The following is a 14,317-nucleotide window of genomic DNA, read 5'->3' on the forward strand; positions in this document are numbered from 1 at the left end:
TGACCGTACGCATGCCTACGGTGAGTGCGCGCCACAAGCGCTACTCCTGAGGAAGCGTCATGGCCTCGAACCGCAGGATCTTCCTGACGGTCACCGCCGCCGGTGCGCTGACCGCCGCCCCTCTGACCCCGGTGGCGGCGGCAGCGCCCGGTTTCCCTCCCCGTCCCCCGCGCTCCGCGCGCGCCGCGCTCGCCGAACTCCTGGCAGGCAACCGCCGGTACGCCACCGGTCGCCCCCGGCACCCGCACGAGAGCCGGCGGCTGCGCCGCCAACTGGCCGCCGTCCAGCACCCGTTCGCAGTGATCGTCGGCTGTATCGACTCCCGGGTCCCGCCGGAGCTGATCCTCGGCCACGAGCGCCGCGGGGCCGGGCGACGAACTCCCGGACGGCGCGGGCGGGGCATCGAGGTCCGCATCAGCGGGGTCGAGCACGGCCATCGCAGGGTCCTGGAGTCCTGCGGTGTCCTTTCGGCCGCTGCCCCCAGCCCCGACAGGGGGGCTATCCCCAGTGCGGCGGGGTCCCCGGCTCCCTAACCTGACGCGTATGACCGGAATGGACGCGCGCGACACCGACCTGAAGAAGGAACTCGACGCCACCCTGCGGGCCCGCGGGGAACTGGGCGAGGAGTACGAGTCCGCGCTGGTCGACTCGTTCCTTGAGAAGGTCGACCAGCGCATCGACGGAGCGGTGGAGCGCCGGCTGCGCCGGACGCTCGCCGAGCAGCAGATGCAGGTCGCCCGCGGATCGCGGTCGCCGAAGGCCACTGACTCCTGGGGCGAGCGCTTCGGCTTCGCCATCGTCTCGCTGGTGCTGGCGATCCCGCTGTCCGCGATCGGCGGCGGCATCGCCCATCTGCCCGGCCTGCTGGTGGCCTGGACGGGCATCGTCGGCGTCAACGTGGTCCAGGCGGCCCGCAGCAACCCGGGCCTGTTCGGCGGTCGGCGGCGCAGGAAGTCGTCGCAGGACAGCGACTGGGAGGACTGACACTCCCCGGTTGACGCACCGCACTCACCCCGGCCGGCCGCTCTACGCCGGCCGGCTTCTTTTCTCCGCCGCAACCAGACATCGGCCGAACCCGGCGAAACTACAGGTAGGCCAAAAGATGTGCGCGGGGACCGCCGCACCCCCGTTGCCGGGGGGCGGGACGACGGCGGTCCCCGCGAGGGACGCGGGCCGGGTCAGGGCCGGGCTTGCGCGTCCTAGGCGTCCATGGAGGTCCGGGAGCCGCTCCGGAGGTCCTTGGCGCCGTTCGGCGCCGGCCTGGGCGGGGAGCCGCTCCCGCCCTGCCGACACCCACTAATGTGCCGGACCCGTGTTAAGCCGGTGCTGCGCGCACGTGACGCGCTCGTACCACTTCCGCGAAGTCCACAGACCGGACAGGAAACCGTAAGTTCCCCGCCGTCACGGTCGGTTCACCGGACGTTTGCTACTGCCTTGCGCCCTTGGCGAGGAAGGCCAGCAGGTCCTGCCGGCTGACCACACCGGTCGGCTTGCCCTCGACGAGGACGATCGCCGCGTCCGCCGAGCCCAGCACCGACATCAGGTCCGCGACCGGCTCGCCGGAGCCGACCTGGGGCAGCGGGGCGCACATGTGCTTCTCCAGCGGGTCCTCCAGCGAGGCCCGCTTGTTGAAGAGGGCGTCGAGCAGCTCCCGCTCCACGACCGAGCCCACGACCTCTGCGGCCATCACGTCGGGGTGACCGGCGCCGGGCTTGACGACCGGCATCTGCGAGACGCCGTACTCGCGCAGCACCTCGATGGCCTGCCCGACGGTTTCGTCCGGGTGCATATGGACGAGGGAGGGGATGGCGCCGTGCACCTTGTCGTTCAGGACGTCGGCGACGCGGGCGCTGGGGCCCTCGTCCTCGAGGAAGCCGTAGTCGGCCATCCACTCGTCGTTGAAGATCTTGCTGAGGTAGCCGCGCCCGCTGTCGGGAAGGAGAACCACCACGACGTCGTCGGGGCCCAGCCGCTCGGCGACCCGCAGCGCGGCCACGACCGCCATGCCGCAGGAACCGCCGACCAGCAGCCCCTCCTCCTTCGCGAGGCGCCGGGTCATCTGGAAGGAGTCCTTGTCGGAGACCGGGACGATCTCGTCGGCGACGGTCCGGTCGTAGGCGGTGGGCCAGAAGTCCTCACCCACGCCCTCGACCAGGTACGGCCGCCCGGAGCCGCCGGAGTACACCGAGCCCTCGGGGTCGGCGCCGATGACCTGCACCCGGCCGTCACTGGCGTCCTTCAGATAGCGGCCGGTGCCGGAGATGGTGCCGCCGGTGCCGACACCCGCCACGAAGTGGGTGATCTTCCCCTCGGTCTGCTCCCACAGCTCGGGGCCGGTCGAGTGATAGTGCGAGAGCGGGTTGTTGGGGTTGGAGTACTGGTCGGGCTTCCAGGCCCCCGGGGTCTCGCGCACCAGCCGGTCGGAGACGTTGTAGTAGGAGTCGGGGTGCTCGGGATCGACGGCGGTCGGGCACACGACCACCTCGGCCCCGTACGCGCGCAGCACGTTGATCTTGTCGGTGCTCACCTTGTCCGGGCAGACGAAGATGCACTTGTAGCCCTTCTGCTGGGCCACGATGGCAAGTCCGACACCGGTGTTCCCACTGGTCGGCTCGACGATCGTGCCGCCCGGCTTGAGCTCCCCGCTCTGCTCGGCGGCCTCGATCATGCGTAGGGCGATGCGGTCCTTCACGGAACCGCCCGGGTTGAAGTACTCCACCTTGGCCAGGACGGTCGCCTGGATGCCCTTGGTCACGTTGTTGAGCCTCAGCAGCGGGGTGTTGCCGACGAGGCTGATCATCGAGTCGTGGAATTGCACCGTTGTCTCCGGTTGCTTGCAAAAAGAGTGGTCGTAGTGGTTCCGCCAGCCTAAGGCCCGGGCAGGGCGGGGTGGGCGTTCACTCCCCGTTGAGATTGGCGCACTGCCAGTACGGGGCAAGGAGTGGATGTACGGCTACGAGGAGGTGGCGGCGGCGGATGACGAACATGTCGAGGGCGAGGGTGGCCCGGCGGATCGCGGCCGGTGCGGCGTACGGCGGTGGCGGGGTCGGACTGGTCGGCGCGGCGGCCGTCGGCCTGCTGCTGGCCGAGGTGCGGCTGGCCAAGCGTCATGTGGGCAACGGGGACGGCGGCCGGGTCCCGTCGGCGGACGGTCTGTACGGCCCCGGCTATGCCGTCCCGGGCGAGCAGGCGCTGAGGCTGACACTGCTCGGCGACTCCACGGCGGCGGGCCAGGGCGTGCACCGGTCGGGGCAGACACCGGGCGCGCTGCTGGCGTCGGGACTCGCGGCGGTGGCGGAGCGACCGGTGGTGCTGCGCAACGTGGCCCTTCCGGGTGCCCAGTCGGACGACCTGGACCGTCAGGTGGCCCTGGTCCTGTCCGCGCCCACGCCCGCCCCGGACGTCTGCGTGATCATGATCGGCGCGAACGACGTGACCCACCGAATGCCCCCGACCCGCTCGGTGCGACACCTCTCGGCGGCGGTACGACGGCTGCGCACGGCCGGTGCCGAGGTCGTCGTCGGCACCTGTCCCGACCTGGGCACGATCGAGCCGGTGCAGCAGCCGCTGCGCTGGCTGGCCCGCCGGGCCTCGCGGCAACTGGCGGCGGCCCAGACGATCGGGGCGGTCGAGCAGGGGGGCCGTACGGTGTCGCTGGGCGACCTGCTGGGCCCCGAGTTCGCGGCGAACCCCCGTGAGCTGTTCGGCCCCGACAACTACCACCCCTCGGCGGAGGGCTACGCCACGGCGGCGATGGCGGTCCTGCCGACCGTCTGCGCGACCCTCGGCCTGTGGCCGGCGGGGGAGGAGCGCCCGGACGTCTCGCGCCGCGAGGGCTTCCTGCCGGTCGCCCGCGCCGCCGCGGAGGCGGCGTCCGAGGCCGGCACCGAGGTCACGGCGGCGATGCCGACGGGGCCGCGGGGACCGTGGGCACTGCTCAAGCGGAGGCGCAGGCGCCGGGTCAGCGAGCCGCAGCCTGCACCCACGTCACCGACCAGCCCGTCCGGCGTTTGAGGACGAGGCCGTCGGCAAGGCCGCCCCAGCGGCCCAAGCAAGCGCTTAGACAAGTGCGGTCAGGGTCACATGGCGAGACCGGTGACCGCGACGGTACGTGCGGGTAACTTCCCAAGTGAGCCCTGCCCGTACCCCCATACGCCCATGGAGCCGTGATGCCCGAAGCCGTCATCGTCTCGACCGCCCGTTCCCCCATCGGCCGCGCCTTCAAGGGCTCTCTCAAGGACCTGCGCCCGGACGACATCACCGCCACGATCATCCAGGCCGCCCTCGCCAAGGTCCCCGAGCTGGACCCGAGGGACATCGACGACCTGATGCTCGGCTGTGGTCTGCCCGGCGGCGAGCAGGGCAACAACCTCGGCCGGATCGTCGCCGTGCAGATGGGCATGGACCACCTGCCGGGCTGCACGATCACCCGCTACTGCTCCTCGTCCCTCCAGACGAGCCGCATGGCCCTGCACGCCATCAAGGCCGGCGAGGGCGACGTCTTCATCTCGGCCGGCGTCGAGATGGTCTCCCGCTTCACCAAGGGCAACTCCGACAGCCTCCCGGACACGCACAACCCGTTCTTCGCCGAGGCCGAGGCCCGTACCGCCGAGGTCGCCCAGCAGGTGGGCACGACCTGGCACGACCCGCGTGAGGACGGCCTCGTCCCGGACGCCTACATCGCGATGGGACAGACGGCCGAGAACCTGGCCCGCTGGAAGGGCGTCACCCGCCAGGACATGGACGAGTTCGGCGTCCGCTCGCAGAACCTCGCCGAGGAAGCCATCAAGAACGGCTTCTGGGAGCGCGAGATCACCCCGGTGACCCTCCCCGACGGCACGGTGATCAGCAAGGACGACGGCCCGCGCGCCGGCGTCACGATGGAGGGCGTCCAGGGCCTCAAGCCGGTCTTCCGCCCCGACGGCATGGTCACGGCGGGCAACTGCTGCCCCCTGAACGACGGCGCGGCGGCCGTGGTCGTCATGTCCGACACCAAGGCCCGCGAGCTCGGCCTCACCCCGCTCGCCCGCATCGTGTCGACCGGCGTTACGGGCCTGTCCCCCGAGATCATGGGCCTCGGCCCGGTCGAGGCGTCGCAGCAGGCCCTCCGCCGCGCCGGCCTCACCATCGACGACATCGACCTGGTCGAGATCAACGAGGCGTTCGCCGCCCAGGTGATCCCCTCCTACCGGGAACTGAACATCCCGCTGGAGAAGCTGAACGTCAACGGCGGCGCGATCGCCGTGGGCCACCCCTTCGGCATGACCGGCGCCCGCATCACCGGCACGCTCATCAACTCGCTCCAGTTCCACGACAAGCAGTTCGGCCTGGAGACGATGTGCGTCGGCGGCGGCCAGGGCATGGCGATGGTCATCGAACGCCTCAGCTGAGCCCGTTCGGTAATCGCTGCGGAACCCACCGTGACGCTTCGGCCCGGCTTTCGAGTACCGCTCGAACGCCGGGCCGATTTGTGATCCAATCTCCCCCAGGATGTGACCTATCTCCCTTCGGGGGGATATCTACGCAGGTCAGCGCCAGTACACAGCTAAACCCCAGACCCAAAGTCCTGTCCGTTTCGTGACGTTACGCACTGACAGCTGGTTAGTCCACCCTTCAAGCTGATGTAGGAAGTCGGGGGTCGACTTTGAACCGGGAGTACGTAGTGAGCGCCATGCCGATCGCCTTGCTGCTCACCACGGTCGCCACGGGCGCCGTGGGCGTCGCTGTTCTGCGCACCGTTCTCGTGCTGCGCCGTCAGGTGGCGGCCCTGCACACCCAGCTCGCCGAGAGCCAGGCAGCCGCCATGCGTGCGTTGCTGCCCGCCGCCCGCACCGCCGCCGACGCGGACGAGATACGCGCCGCCGTGGCCGAGGCGCTCGCCGAGGAACGGGAGCGGGAGCTCGCCGAGGCCCGCGCGTTCTGGGCCGCCCAGGAGAGCCGGGACGCCTCCGACGCGCCCTCGCTGCTGGGCCTCTCCGACAACGAACCGTTCCTGCCGCGGCAGACCGACTTCGTGGGTCTGGAGCCGCTGGAGCCGGTGGCCGAGCCGACGACGGAGGTCGACGAGTTCGCCGGGGACTCCCCCGAACTGGCAGCCGCCCGCCGCCGTCACCCCTCGCACCCGGACTTCGTGCCCGTGCAGTCGCCGGTCGTGAACGACCACGAGCGCACGGTCTCCACCCTGGAGCAGCTCGCCGAGGCCGGCGTGGAACTCACCGACGTCCGCCCGGGCCCGCTCGGCACGCTCGACGTCTACGTGTTCGCCGACGGCACGACCCTGTGCATGACACCGGGCCACCGCGAAACGGCGGAACGCCTGGCCACGGCCCTACGCTCCGGCGAGACCCCGGTCCTGCTGGGCGGCTCGGGAATCTCGGGGGCGTACACCCTGACGTTCGCGTGCGGCGAGCAGAACATCTACATCCTGGCGGACAGGGTCATCGCGTCGCTGTAGGAGCGCTCTCAAACCCCCGCCTTCTTCTGCGCCTCCTCGACCAACCGCACCGCCTCGACAACCTCGGCGTCGCTGCGCAGCAACACCGCCAAGTCATGCCCGGCAACGGTGATCTGGTCCGCGACCGCAAACATCCCCGCCTCGGGCATCTCCCGAGGCTCGGCACCCGGCTCCTCGATACGCTGCGCCCACTCGGACAGTTGCCGGGCCAGAGCAAGCGCGGCACCCGCCCCGCTACGCTGCAAGCGACTTTGCGGGGCCGCCCGCAAACGGTCGGCGAAGTGATCCACGGCTCGGCTCAGGGGTGACGTATCAACCACGCGGTGAGCGTAACGCGTAGCAGCGGGACTGTTGCCAACACGCCAACGCTCAGGCACGGTGACGTGAAGGACCGGCTTCGAATGCGTCCGGAGGCGCCGATGTCCCAAGTCTTCTCCGAGGAGACCCATCGCAATCTGCTCGCCCGCATCCCGCACTGCACCGGTCGTGAAGTCACCGACTGGCTTCGCGCTGTCGACGAAGGCCCCGCTCTCTTCAACTTCGAGGAGAAGGTCAGCTGGCTCCGGCACGAGCACAACCTCGCGTACGGCCACGCCAAGGCGATCGTTCATGAGTACGACATGAGGAGGGCCGCGCGCAAACTGCTCTAGGCGCGCACATCCGGAACGTCGAAGGGCCCCGGGACGGATCCCGGGGCCCTTCGCGACGCGTCTGCCGAGCGGCAGGTCGTCGGCTAGTCGCTGCTATTGAAGATCGCCACCAGCCGCAGCATCTCCACGTAGATCCACACCAGGGTCAGAGTGAGACCGAACGCGGCCAGCCAGGCCTCGTTGCGCGGGGCGCCGTACGCGATGCCGTCCTCGATCTGCTTGAAGTCGAGGGTCAGGAAGAACGCGCCGAGCAGGATCGCGATGATGCCCACGATCGCGCCGAGCGGACCGAAGCTGCGCAGACCGCCGTCCTCGGCGACGCCGAACACCACGAGCAGCAGGTTGACCGCCATGACCACGATGAACGCCATGGCGATGGCCAGGCCGATACGGGCGTAGCGGGCGGTGACGCGGATCCATCCGGCCTTGTAGACGAGCAGGGTCGCGCCCGAGACCGCCATGGTGCCGAGCACCGCCTGGAACGGGGCGCCGCTCCACGCGCTGTTGTACATCTCGCTGATCACGCCGAGGAAGACGCCCTCGAAGGCGGCGTATCCCAGGATCAGCGCGGGCGTCGGGGTGCGCTTGAAGCTCTGGATCAGCGCCAGGACCATCGCGACCAGGGCGGAGCCGATCGCCAGGCCGTAGCTGGTGGCCGAGACCGGGAGCAGCGCCCAGGCGAGGACCGCGCCGAGGGCGACCACGCCGAGCGTGGTGGCCGAGCGCATGACGACGTCGTCCATCGTCATCCGGTCGGTGGTGACCGGGGCCTGCGGGGCGCCGTACTGCTGGTCCTGCTGGGCGTACGGGTTCTGCGCGTAGGGATTGCCGGCCTGGGCGTACGGGTTGCCCTGTGCGTACCCGGCCTGCGGCGCGGTGTTGAAGCTCGCGTAGCCGTTGTCGCGGCTGAACCCCCGTCGCGAGAAGACCGGGTTGCTGCTCCTCATTTCACTCCTCCATGGCCACCCTGCGTGGCCTTGGCTCAAGAGTAATAGGTTGGCAAAGGGAAGACGCTAGTTCCTGGGGAGGATCTTTCCCAGCCGTGGTGCGCAACACGCTACGCGGGTGCCTCATTCCCGGCCATGGAGGGTGGCATTCCATGACCGACCCGCTACACGTCCGGAACCGGCCGGTAACCGCGAGGCCGCCCGCCGTACGCACTGGTCAGCCCAGCGGGAAGAGCGGGAAGCCGGTGTATGCCTCGGCCAGGTCGGTCTCGGCCGCGCGTGAGGAGGCGATGCGCTCCAGTTGGGCCAACTGGAGGCGGTCCTCGAAGGCGTCGGCGTCGGGGGCGCGGTGCAGCAGGGTCGTCATGTCGTACGAGAACCGCTCGGCCTGCCAGACGCGGCGCAGACACGTCGCGGAGTAGGCGTCGAGGAGCTCCGGCGATCCGGTCCGCTCGGCGTGGGTCAGCGCGTGGGCGAGGGTGACGACGTCGCCGACGGCCAGGTTGAGGCCCTTGGCGCCGGTCGGCGGCACGATGTGGGCGGCGTCCCCGGCGAGGAAGAGGCGGCCGTACCGCATGGGCTCGTGGACGTAGGACCGCATGGGCGTGACCGACTTCTGGGTGACCGGTCCGCGCCGCAGACGCCAGTCGTCGGTCGTCTCGAAGCGGCGCTCCAGCTCGTCCCAGATCTCCTCGTCGCTCCACTCCTCGGCGGCCGTCCCGGCGGGGACCTGGAGGTAGAGGCGGGAGACGGAGGGCGAGCGCATGGACAGCAGGGCGAAGCCGCGGTCGTGGCGGGCGTACACCAGCTCGTCGTGGGAGGGCGCGACGTCGGCGAGGATGCCGAGCCAGGCATAGGGGTACGACCGCTCGAAGACCCGGGACACGGCAGCGGGCACCGCCTTGCGGGCCACGCCCCAGAAGCCGTCGCACCCGGCGAGGTAGTCGCACTCCAGGACGTCCTCGCGTCCCTCCCGCCCTTCGCGCCGGAACCGGACGCGCGGCCGGTCGCCGTCGGCGTCCTCGACCCCGAGCGCCTCCGCGCCGAAGAGCAGCGGCCCGCCCTCCTTCAGCTGGAGGGCGATGAGGTCCTTGCAGACCTCGGTCTGCGCGTACACGGTCACGGACCGCCCGCCGGTGAGTCCGGGAAAATCGATCCGGTGGCGCCGCCGGTCGAAGCGCAGCTCGATCCCGTCGTGCCGCAGCCCCTCCCGGTCCATGCGCTCCCCGGCCCCGGCCGTGCGCAGCACGTCGACCGTGCCCTGTTCCAGGATCCCGGCCCGCTGCCGCTGCTCGACATAGCCGCGGTCACGGCTCTCCAGCACGACGGACTCGATCCCCGCACGGTGCAGCAGCCGCGCGAGCAACAGCCCGGCGGGACCGGCCCCGATGATGCCGACGGTGGTGTGCATCGCGTGAGTCTGCGACCCCACCCACCGGGTGTCAACGGTCCTGCGAGGGGGTCACGTTGGCAAGGAGGGACCGGCGCGCCAGGGCCGCCCCTCACTGGTCAGCTTGCGGAGGGACGCGGGGCGCGCAGGTGCGCCCGCTTCTCCAGCTCATCCTGTTCGACATACGTGAACATCGGCTGACCCGGCTCGCAGAGCATGAGCACGAGGAACTTGGTCGACGCGTCGGACAAGGCGTTGCCGTCCTGGTAGTGGATCACGTCGCCGCCCGGCTCCCAGAACGTCTCACCGGCCTTGACCACGCGCTCCGGCTCACCCTCGAGCTCGAACCGGACCGCTCCCTCCATCACGTAACCGAAAGCCGGCCCCGAGTGTCGGTGCGGAGCAGCCCCGGGGTGACCGGGAGGCCACTCGACAAGGACGGTCATCCCGGAAGCGCCCTCGGGAATGAAGGGCGGCTTGACGTCCGCCAGCATCTTGGGTCCGAACGTCGCCGAGCTCTCCTGCTCGGTGGTTCCGCTCACTGAGTCCTTCTCCGGCACTGAACTTCACCTCCGTAAACCTGCCCACAGAGAATCCCTCAACCACCCTGCCCCCTGTGAGCGGCCTCCACAATTCGGGACCCCGCGTCATCGAGGACGCAGCGCGCCAGACCCGGACATCGCATGAACAGGTGATGCGGCCGCCGGAACGGGCCGACAAGAATGCAGGATTACCTTTCGACGAACCACTCCAATCCGAGATCGGGGCAGGATCATGGAGCCCCTCGTACATGAATTCAAATTCCGGCCGCAACCGCACTCCACCCTGTGGATCTCACGACCCCGCCTCCTTCGGGAGCTGGATGCCACGTCCGCACCGATCGTGGTGGTCTCGGCACCGGCCGGATCGGGGAAGACGTCGCTCTTGGCGGAGTGGTCGCAGGCGGCTCGGAACCGAGGCGAGTGCGCATGGCTCAACCTCGATGCCCGGGACAACACGCCGGCGCGTCTGCGGGACGGCATCACCCGGGCACTGAGGGAGGCGCGACCCGCCCTCCCCGGGCCGTCCCCGGCGCATACCGAAGCAGAGAGTCCACAGCTCGACACCCATTTCCCAGTCCTGCCGCGGGAGCTCGCCGAAGGCCGTTCCACATTGATACTCGATGGCCTCGAGTTCCTCACGGACGTGGAGGCCCTGCAGACCCTGGCGGACTTCGTCACCTGGATTCCCCCGGGATTGCGCATTGTGATCGCGACCCGGCGTGTGCCGGGCGGGCCCGTTCCGTCGCTGCGCGCCCGGGGAAGCGTCGCCGAATTCGGTCCCGACGATCTGCGTTTCACGCCGGAGGAAGCGGAGGAACTTTTCAGGGCCGCGGAAGTCGCCCTTCCGGCCGGGCGGTTCGCGGAACTGTACGCCGGCACCGAGGGCTGGGCGGCCGGCCTGGGCCTGGCTGCGCACCTGGCCGCCCGGCCGGGAGAGGTCCCTCGGGAACCGGATTACCTCACTCGTGTGGAACGGGCCATCTCGGACTATCTCCGAGCCGAAGTCCTCGGCCGGTTGACCACGCGTCAGCGGGACTTCCTCGAGGATCTCAGCGTGCTCGACGAACTGGCTGCCGGACCGTGCTGGGCGGTGACCGGTGAGGCCCGGGCCGGTGCCCTGCTGCAGGAACTCGCCCAGGCGGTCCAGTTCCTGGTTCCCCTCGGGCCCGGGCGCGAGACCCTTCGCCTGCATCCCGCGTTGCGTTCCGTCCTGGCCAAGGCCGTGGATGCCGAACGGCCGACCGGGTCTGTTCCCCTTCACCGCGCTGCCGCACGATGGTTCGATCAGCACGGAGAGACTTCGCGCGCGGTCCGGCACGCGGTTCTCGGTGCGGACCTCACGACAGCTGCTTCGGCGGTTCTGCAGGCATGGGAAGGCGCGGTGGTCACCGGGCGGCACGCGGATGTGGCGCTCTGGCTGGAGCAGCTGCCCTGGGAGATGGTTGCTGCGGACACCAGGCTGTGCATCGTCCGTGCCATGACCGCGCTCGCCGGGGGAGACGCCGAGTCGGCCGGCTGGTCGCTCGATCTGGCCGATGCGCACCGGCCGGGGCCTGTCACCTTCGGCGAGACGTCCCCGATCGATGCGACGGCCATCGCCCGGTCCGCGGTGTCCTGCCTGAGGGGAGAGATTCTGACGGCCGCTCGGCTCACCGAGCCCGCCGTTCCCCAGCTGCGTGGGCCCGGGCCTCTGACGAGCTGGCGGGCGCTGGGATGCGTGACCCGTGGTCTGGCCCTGCTGTGGCACGGGGACTACGAGGAGTCGCAGAGCTGGCTCGGTGAAGGAGCCCGTCATGCACGGGCGTCGGGCCATGCGCTGGCGTTGGTGCGGGCACTTGGGGCCCAGGCTGCTTGTGCCGGCCTCTCCGGACGGCCGGGACAGGCCGAGACACTCGGTGCGCAGGCCCTCGAGACCGCCGAGGCAGCGGGTCTGAGCGGCCACTTCGTGACCGTATTGGCCCATGTCAGCCGCGGAGGCGTGGCGCTCGGTACCCACGCCTTGGACGAGGCGGACCGTTCGCTGGCCCTTGCCGAGCGGGTCCTTGCCACCGCCGCGTGGCCGCCCGGCGAACCGCACGCCCGCGCCCTGTGCGGCCTGCTTCGATCCCGCCTGGAAGACCGGCGTGGGGACCGTGACGCGGCACGAGAAGCGCTGCGGAGCGCCGCGGTCACCGCCACGCGGTGCGAGTCCCCGGGGATTCTCAGCGGCCTTCTTCCGGTCACCTCGGTGACATCGGGCACGGTGGTCACTCCGTCGGAAGAACCTCGAGAACAGGAACTGTCGGCCGCCGAACGCCGCATCCTGCGAGCTCTGTGCGGTCCGCTGACCCTGCGTGAGATCGCCGCGGAGCTGTACCTCTCCCGGAACACCGTGAAGACCCAGGTGAGGGCGATCTTCCGCAAGCTGGACGTGCACAACCGTCCCGGCGCTGTTGCCCGGGCCCGTGAACGAGGCCTCCTATAGCGGCGAAGCACGGCCCGATGTGCGGCGGCCGCCGCACATCACCCGGGTGATACGGCGCCGGGGCGCATCAGTCACCCCATCGGCGTCCACCATCGAGCCGTTCCCTTCCCGACGAGCCCGAGGAGCCTGACGTGCTGCGAACCGGCAAGGACTACCTGGCATCCCTCAACGACGGCCGCAAGGTGTGGGTGGGCGACGAGCTCATCGACAACGTGGCCACTCACCCGAAGACGCGGGCGTACGCACAGCGCATCGCGGAGTTCTACGATCTCCACCACAGGTCCGACCTGACGGACGTCATGACCTTCGTGGACGACGACGGTCGGCGCCGGTCGATGATGTGGTTCCAGCACCGGTCCAAGGAAGACCTGCGACGCAAGCGCCGGTACATCGAGACGGTGCTCCGGGAGCTCGGTGGCGGATCCACGCCCCGTACGCCGGACGTCAACAACTACGTCCTGATCACCTACGTCGACGACCCGGAGCCCTGGAGCAGTGAGTCCGTCGGCACGGACGGCCGGGACCTGACCAAGGGCATCGCCGACTTCTGGGACCTTGTCCGGGACGGAGACCTGAACACCACGCCCGCCTTCGTGGACCCTCAGACGGACCGGTCCCGGGAATCGGCACAGGCCGAGTCGCCGGCCCTCCGCGTCGTCGCCACCTCGGAGGAGGGCATCACGGTCCGGGGCGTGAAGGCCATCAGCACCGGAGCGGCCTTCGGCGACTGGATCCACATCGGCGTGTTCTTCCGGCCGGGGATCCAGCCGGAGCAGGTGATCTTCGGGGCCGTCCCCACGAACGCCCCGGGTGTGACCGTCGTCTGCCGTGAGAGCAACGTCAGGGACGGCGAGGAGCAGGAGCACCCCCTCGCGTCGCAGGGGGACGAGCTCGACGCCGTCCTGCTGTTCGAGGACGTGCTCATCCCCTGGGACCGTGTGTTCCACATCGGCAACCCGAAGCACGCCTCGCTGTACCCGCAGCGCGTCTTCGACTGGCTGCACTACCAGGCGCTGGTACGGCAGATGGTGCGCGCCGAGCTGATGCTGGGACTGGCGTTGCTGATCACCGAGCACATCGGCACGTATCAGCTGCCTCCGGTCCAGACTCGGCTGGCCCAGTTCGCCGAGTTCCACCAGACCCTCAAGGCCCATGTCGTCGCCTCCGAGGAAGAGGGCTTCACGACTCCGGGCGGCCTCTACAAGCCGAACGTCCTGATGTTCGACTTCGGCCGTGCCTTCTACCTGGAGAACGTCGGCCGCATGGTGGACGAGATCATCGACCTGGCAGGCCGTGCGTCGCTGATCTTCCCCACGGAGGGACAGTGGCAGCGTCCCGAGCTCAGGCCGTGGCTGCAGGCGCTGCAGACGGGCCCGGTCGGGCGGCCGCATGACCGGATGAAGATCAGCCGGGTGATCCGCGACCTGTTCCTCTCCGACTGGGGCAACCGGATCGCCGTGTTCGAGAACTTCAACGGCACTCCGCTGCTTGCCATTCGGACGCTCACCATGAAGCGGGCCGAGTTGTCTCCGAGCGGGGCGATCGCCGACCTGGCGCGCCGGGTCTGCGGGATAGAGCTCCCCGAGCAGGAGTCGACGGACACCGAGTACATGGCGCAGGCCGACTACGCCCGCCGGCAGGATGCTTCCTGACCGGAGCAGAGAGAACAGGGCCGGGTCCGACTCAGTCGGATCCGGCCCTGTTCTCACGGGTGCCATTCGGCCCCTCGGGCAGCACCTACGTCCTTATGGTCAGTTCGGCGTCGGTGCTGTTGATGATCTCCGTGGTGCTCACGCCGGGTGCGCATTCGACGAGGTGCAGTCCGTGGTCGGTGATGTCGAGGACGCCGAGGTCGGTGATGACGCGGTTC

At 69.9% G+C, this 14,317-nt stretch carries 13 protein-coding genes and 1 pseudogene; 8 read left to right on the forward strand and 6 right to left on the reverse strand.

The window, feature by feature from the left end; genetic code table 11:
- The first annotated feature begins 59 nt into the window (after positions 1–59).
- Positions 60–533 carry a hypothetical protein gene (locus ACFYXB_RS32740; RefSeq protein WP_389588492.1) on the forward strand — a complete coding sequence of 158 codons (474 nt, stop codon included), beginning with the start codon at positions 60–62 and terminating at the stop codon, positions 531–533.
- Between the two features lie 19 nt (positions 534–552).
- Positions 553–984 (forward strand): hypothetical protein, encoded by a 432-nt coding sequence (locus ACFYXB_RS32745; protein ID WP_351350944.1) that lies wholly within the window; start codon positions 553–555, stop codon positions 982–984.
- A gap of 442 nt (positions 985–1,426) precedes the next feature.
- Here the strand turns inward: ACFYXB_RS32745 and ACFYXB_RS32750 are convergent, their stop codons facing one another.
- On the reverse strand, positions 1,427–2,818 hold the full coding sequence (locus ACFYXB_RS32750; protein WP_389588494.1) for a cystathionine beta-synthase: 1,392 nt from the start codon (positions 2,816–2,818) through the stop codon (positions 1,427–1,429).
- Between the two features lie 158 nt (positions 2,819–2,976).
- On the opposite strand from ACFYXB_RS32750, the gene ACFYXB_RS32755 reads away from it, so the two are divergent.
- The 3 genes from ACFYXB_RS32755 (at position 2,977) to ACFYXB_RS32765 (ending at position 6,454) form a co-directional block, all read left to right on the forward strand.
- Positions 2,977–4,014 carry an SGNH/GDSL hydrolase family protein gene (locus ACFYXB_RS32755; RefSeq protein ID WP_389588496.1) on the forward strand — a complete coding sequence of 346 codons (1,038 nt, stop codon included), beginning with the start codon at positions 2,977–2,979 and terminating at the stop codon, positions 4,012–4,014.
- 155 nt (positions 4,015–4,169) lie between these two features.
- Positions 4,170–5,390, forward strand: coding sequence for an acetyl-CoA C-acetyltransferase (locus ACFYXB_RS32760; RefSeq protein WP_389588498.1), 1,221 nt, complete (start codon positions 4,170–4,172; stop codon positions 5,388–5,390).
- Between the two features lie 281 nt (positions 5,391–5,671).
- Positions 5,672–6,454: a hypothetical protein gene (locus tag ACFYXB_RS32765; protein ID WP_389588518.1), complete on the forward strand. Its 783-nt coding sequence runs from the start codon at positions 5,672–5,674 to the stop codon at positions 6,452–6,454.
- Between the two features lie 8 nt (positions 6,455–6,462).
- Here ACFYXB_RS32765 and ACFYXB_RS32770 read toward each other — a convergent pair whose 3' ends face one another.
- Positions 6,463–6,744: a hypothetical protein gene (locus ACFYXB_RS32770; protein ID WP_389588500.1), complete on the reverse strand. Its 282-nt coding sequence runs from the start codon at positions 6,742–6,744 to the stop codon at positions 6,463–6,465.
- A 129-nt stretch (positions 6,745–6,873) separates the two neighbouring features.
- On the opposite strand from ACFYXB_RS32770, the gene ACFYXB_RS32775 reads away from it, so the two are divergent.
- Complete coding sequence (locus tag ACFYXB_RS32775) at positions 6,874–7,104, forward strand: DUF4287 domain-containing protein (protein WP_351350847.1); 231 nt, start codon at positions 6,874–6,876, stop codon at positions 7,102–7,104.
- An 83-nt stretch (positions 7,105–7,187) separates the two neighbouring features.
- Here the strand turns inward: ACFYXB_RS32775 and ACFYXB_RS32780 are convergent, their stop codons facing one another.
- The 3 genes from ACFYXB_RS32780 to ACFYXB_RS32790 all read right to left on the reverse strand — a co-directional run bounded on the left by ACFYXB_RS32780 (position 7,188) and on the right by ACFYXB_RS32790 (position 9,935).
- Positions 7,188–8,051, reverse strand: coding sequence for a Bax inhibitor-1/YccA family protein (locus tag ACFYXB_RS32780; protein ID WP_351350845.1), 864 nt, complete (start codon positions 8,049–8,051; stop codon positions 7,188–7,190).
- A 217-nt stretch (positions 8,052–8,268) separates the two neighbouring features.
- A complete protein-coding gene (locus tag ACFYXB_RS32785; protein ID WP_389588503.1) occupies positions 8,269–9,462 on the reverse strand; it encodes a 4-hydroxybenzoate 3-monooxygenase in 1,194 nt (397 codons plus the stop codon).
- A 98-nt stretch (positions 9,463–9,560) separates the two neighbouring features.
- A complete protein-coding gene (locus ACFYXB_RS32790) occupies positions 9,561–9,935 on the reverse strand; it encodes a cupin domain-containing protein (protein WP_351350940.1) in 375 nt (124 codons plus the stop codon).
- Between the two features lie 658 nt (positions 9,936–10,593).
- On the opposite strand from ACFYXB_RS32790, the gene ACFYXB_RS32795 reads away from it, so the two are divergent.
- Positions 10,594–12,447 (forward strand): LuxR C-terminal-related transcriptional regulator, encoded by a 1,854-nt coding sequence (locus ACFYXB_RS32795; RefSeq protein ID WP_389588505.1) that lies wholly within the window; start codon positions 10,594–10,596, stop codon positions 12,445–12,447.
- A 131-nt stretch (positions 12,448–12,578) separates the two neighbouring features.
- Entirely contained in the window at positions 12,579–14,099 is a 1,521-nt protein-coding gene (locus ACFYXB_RS32800; protein WP_351350839.1) for a 4-hydroxyphenylacetate 3-hydroxylase N-terminal domain-containing protein, read from the forward strand.
- An 85-nt stretch (positions 14,100–14,184) separates the two neighbouring features.
- On the opposite strand, the pseudogene ACFYXB_RS32805 reads toward ACFYXB_RS32800, so the two are convergent.
- Positions 14,185–14,317: pseudogene (locus ACFYXB_RS32805) on the reverse strand (succinyl-CoA--3-ketoacid-CoA transferase); the annotation flags it as partial.

The organism is Streptomyces sp. NPDC002619, assembly GCF_042889305.1.
In the GTDB taxonomy this organism is placed as follows: domain Bacteria; phylum Actinomycetota; class Actinomycetes; order Streptomycetales; family Streptomycetaceae; genus Streptomyces.

Coding starts and splice junctions, on each gene's coding strand:
- ACFYXB_RS32740 (WP_389588492.1), top strand. CDS start 60: ATGGCCTCGAACCGCAGGATCTTCCTGACGGTCACCGCCGCCGGTGCG.
- ACFYXB_RS32745 (WP_351350944.1), top strand. CDS start 553: ATGGACGCGCGCGACACCGACCTGAAGAAGGAACTCGACGCCACCCTG.
- ACFYXB_RS32755 (WP_389588496.1), top strand. CDS start 2,977: ATGACGAACATGTCGAGGGCGAGGGTGGCCCGGCGGATCGCGGCCGGT.
- ACFYXB_RS32760 (WP_389588498.1), top strand. CDS start 4,170: ATGCCCGAAGCCGTCATCGTCTCGACCGCCCGTTCCCCCATCGGCCGC.
- ACFYXB_RS32765 (WP_389588518.1), top strand. CDS start 5,672: ATGCCGATCGCCTTGCTGCTCACCACGGTCGCCACGGGCGCCGTGGGC.
- ACFYXB_RS32775 (WP_351350847.1), top strand. CDS start 6,874: ATGTCCCAAGTCTTCTCCGAGGAGACCCATCGCAATCTGCTCGCCCGC.
- ACFYXB_RS32780 (WP_351350845.1), bottom strand. CDS start 8,051: ATGAGGAGCAGCAACCCGGTCTTCTCGCGACGGGGGTTCAGCCGCGAC.
- ACFYXB_RS32785 (WP_389588503.1), bottom strand. CDS start 9,462: ATGCACACCACCGTCGGCATCATCGGGGCCGGTCCCGCCGGGCTGTTG.
- ACFYXB_RS32790 (WP_351350940.1), bottom strand. CDS start 9,935: ATGCTGGCGGACGTCAAGCCGCCCTTCATTCCCGAGGGCGCTTCCGGG.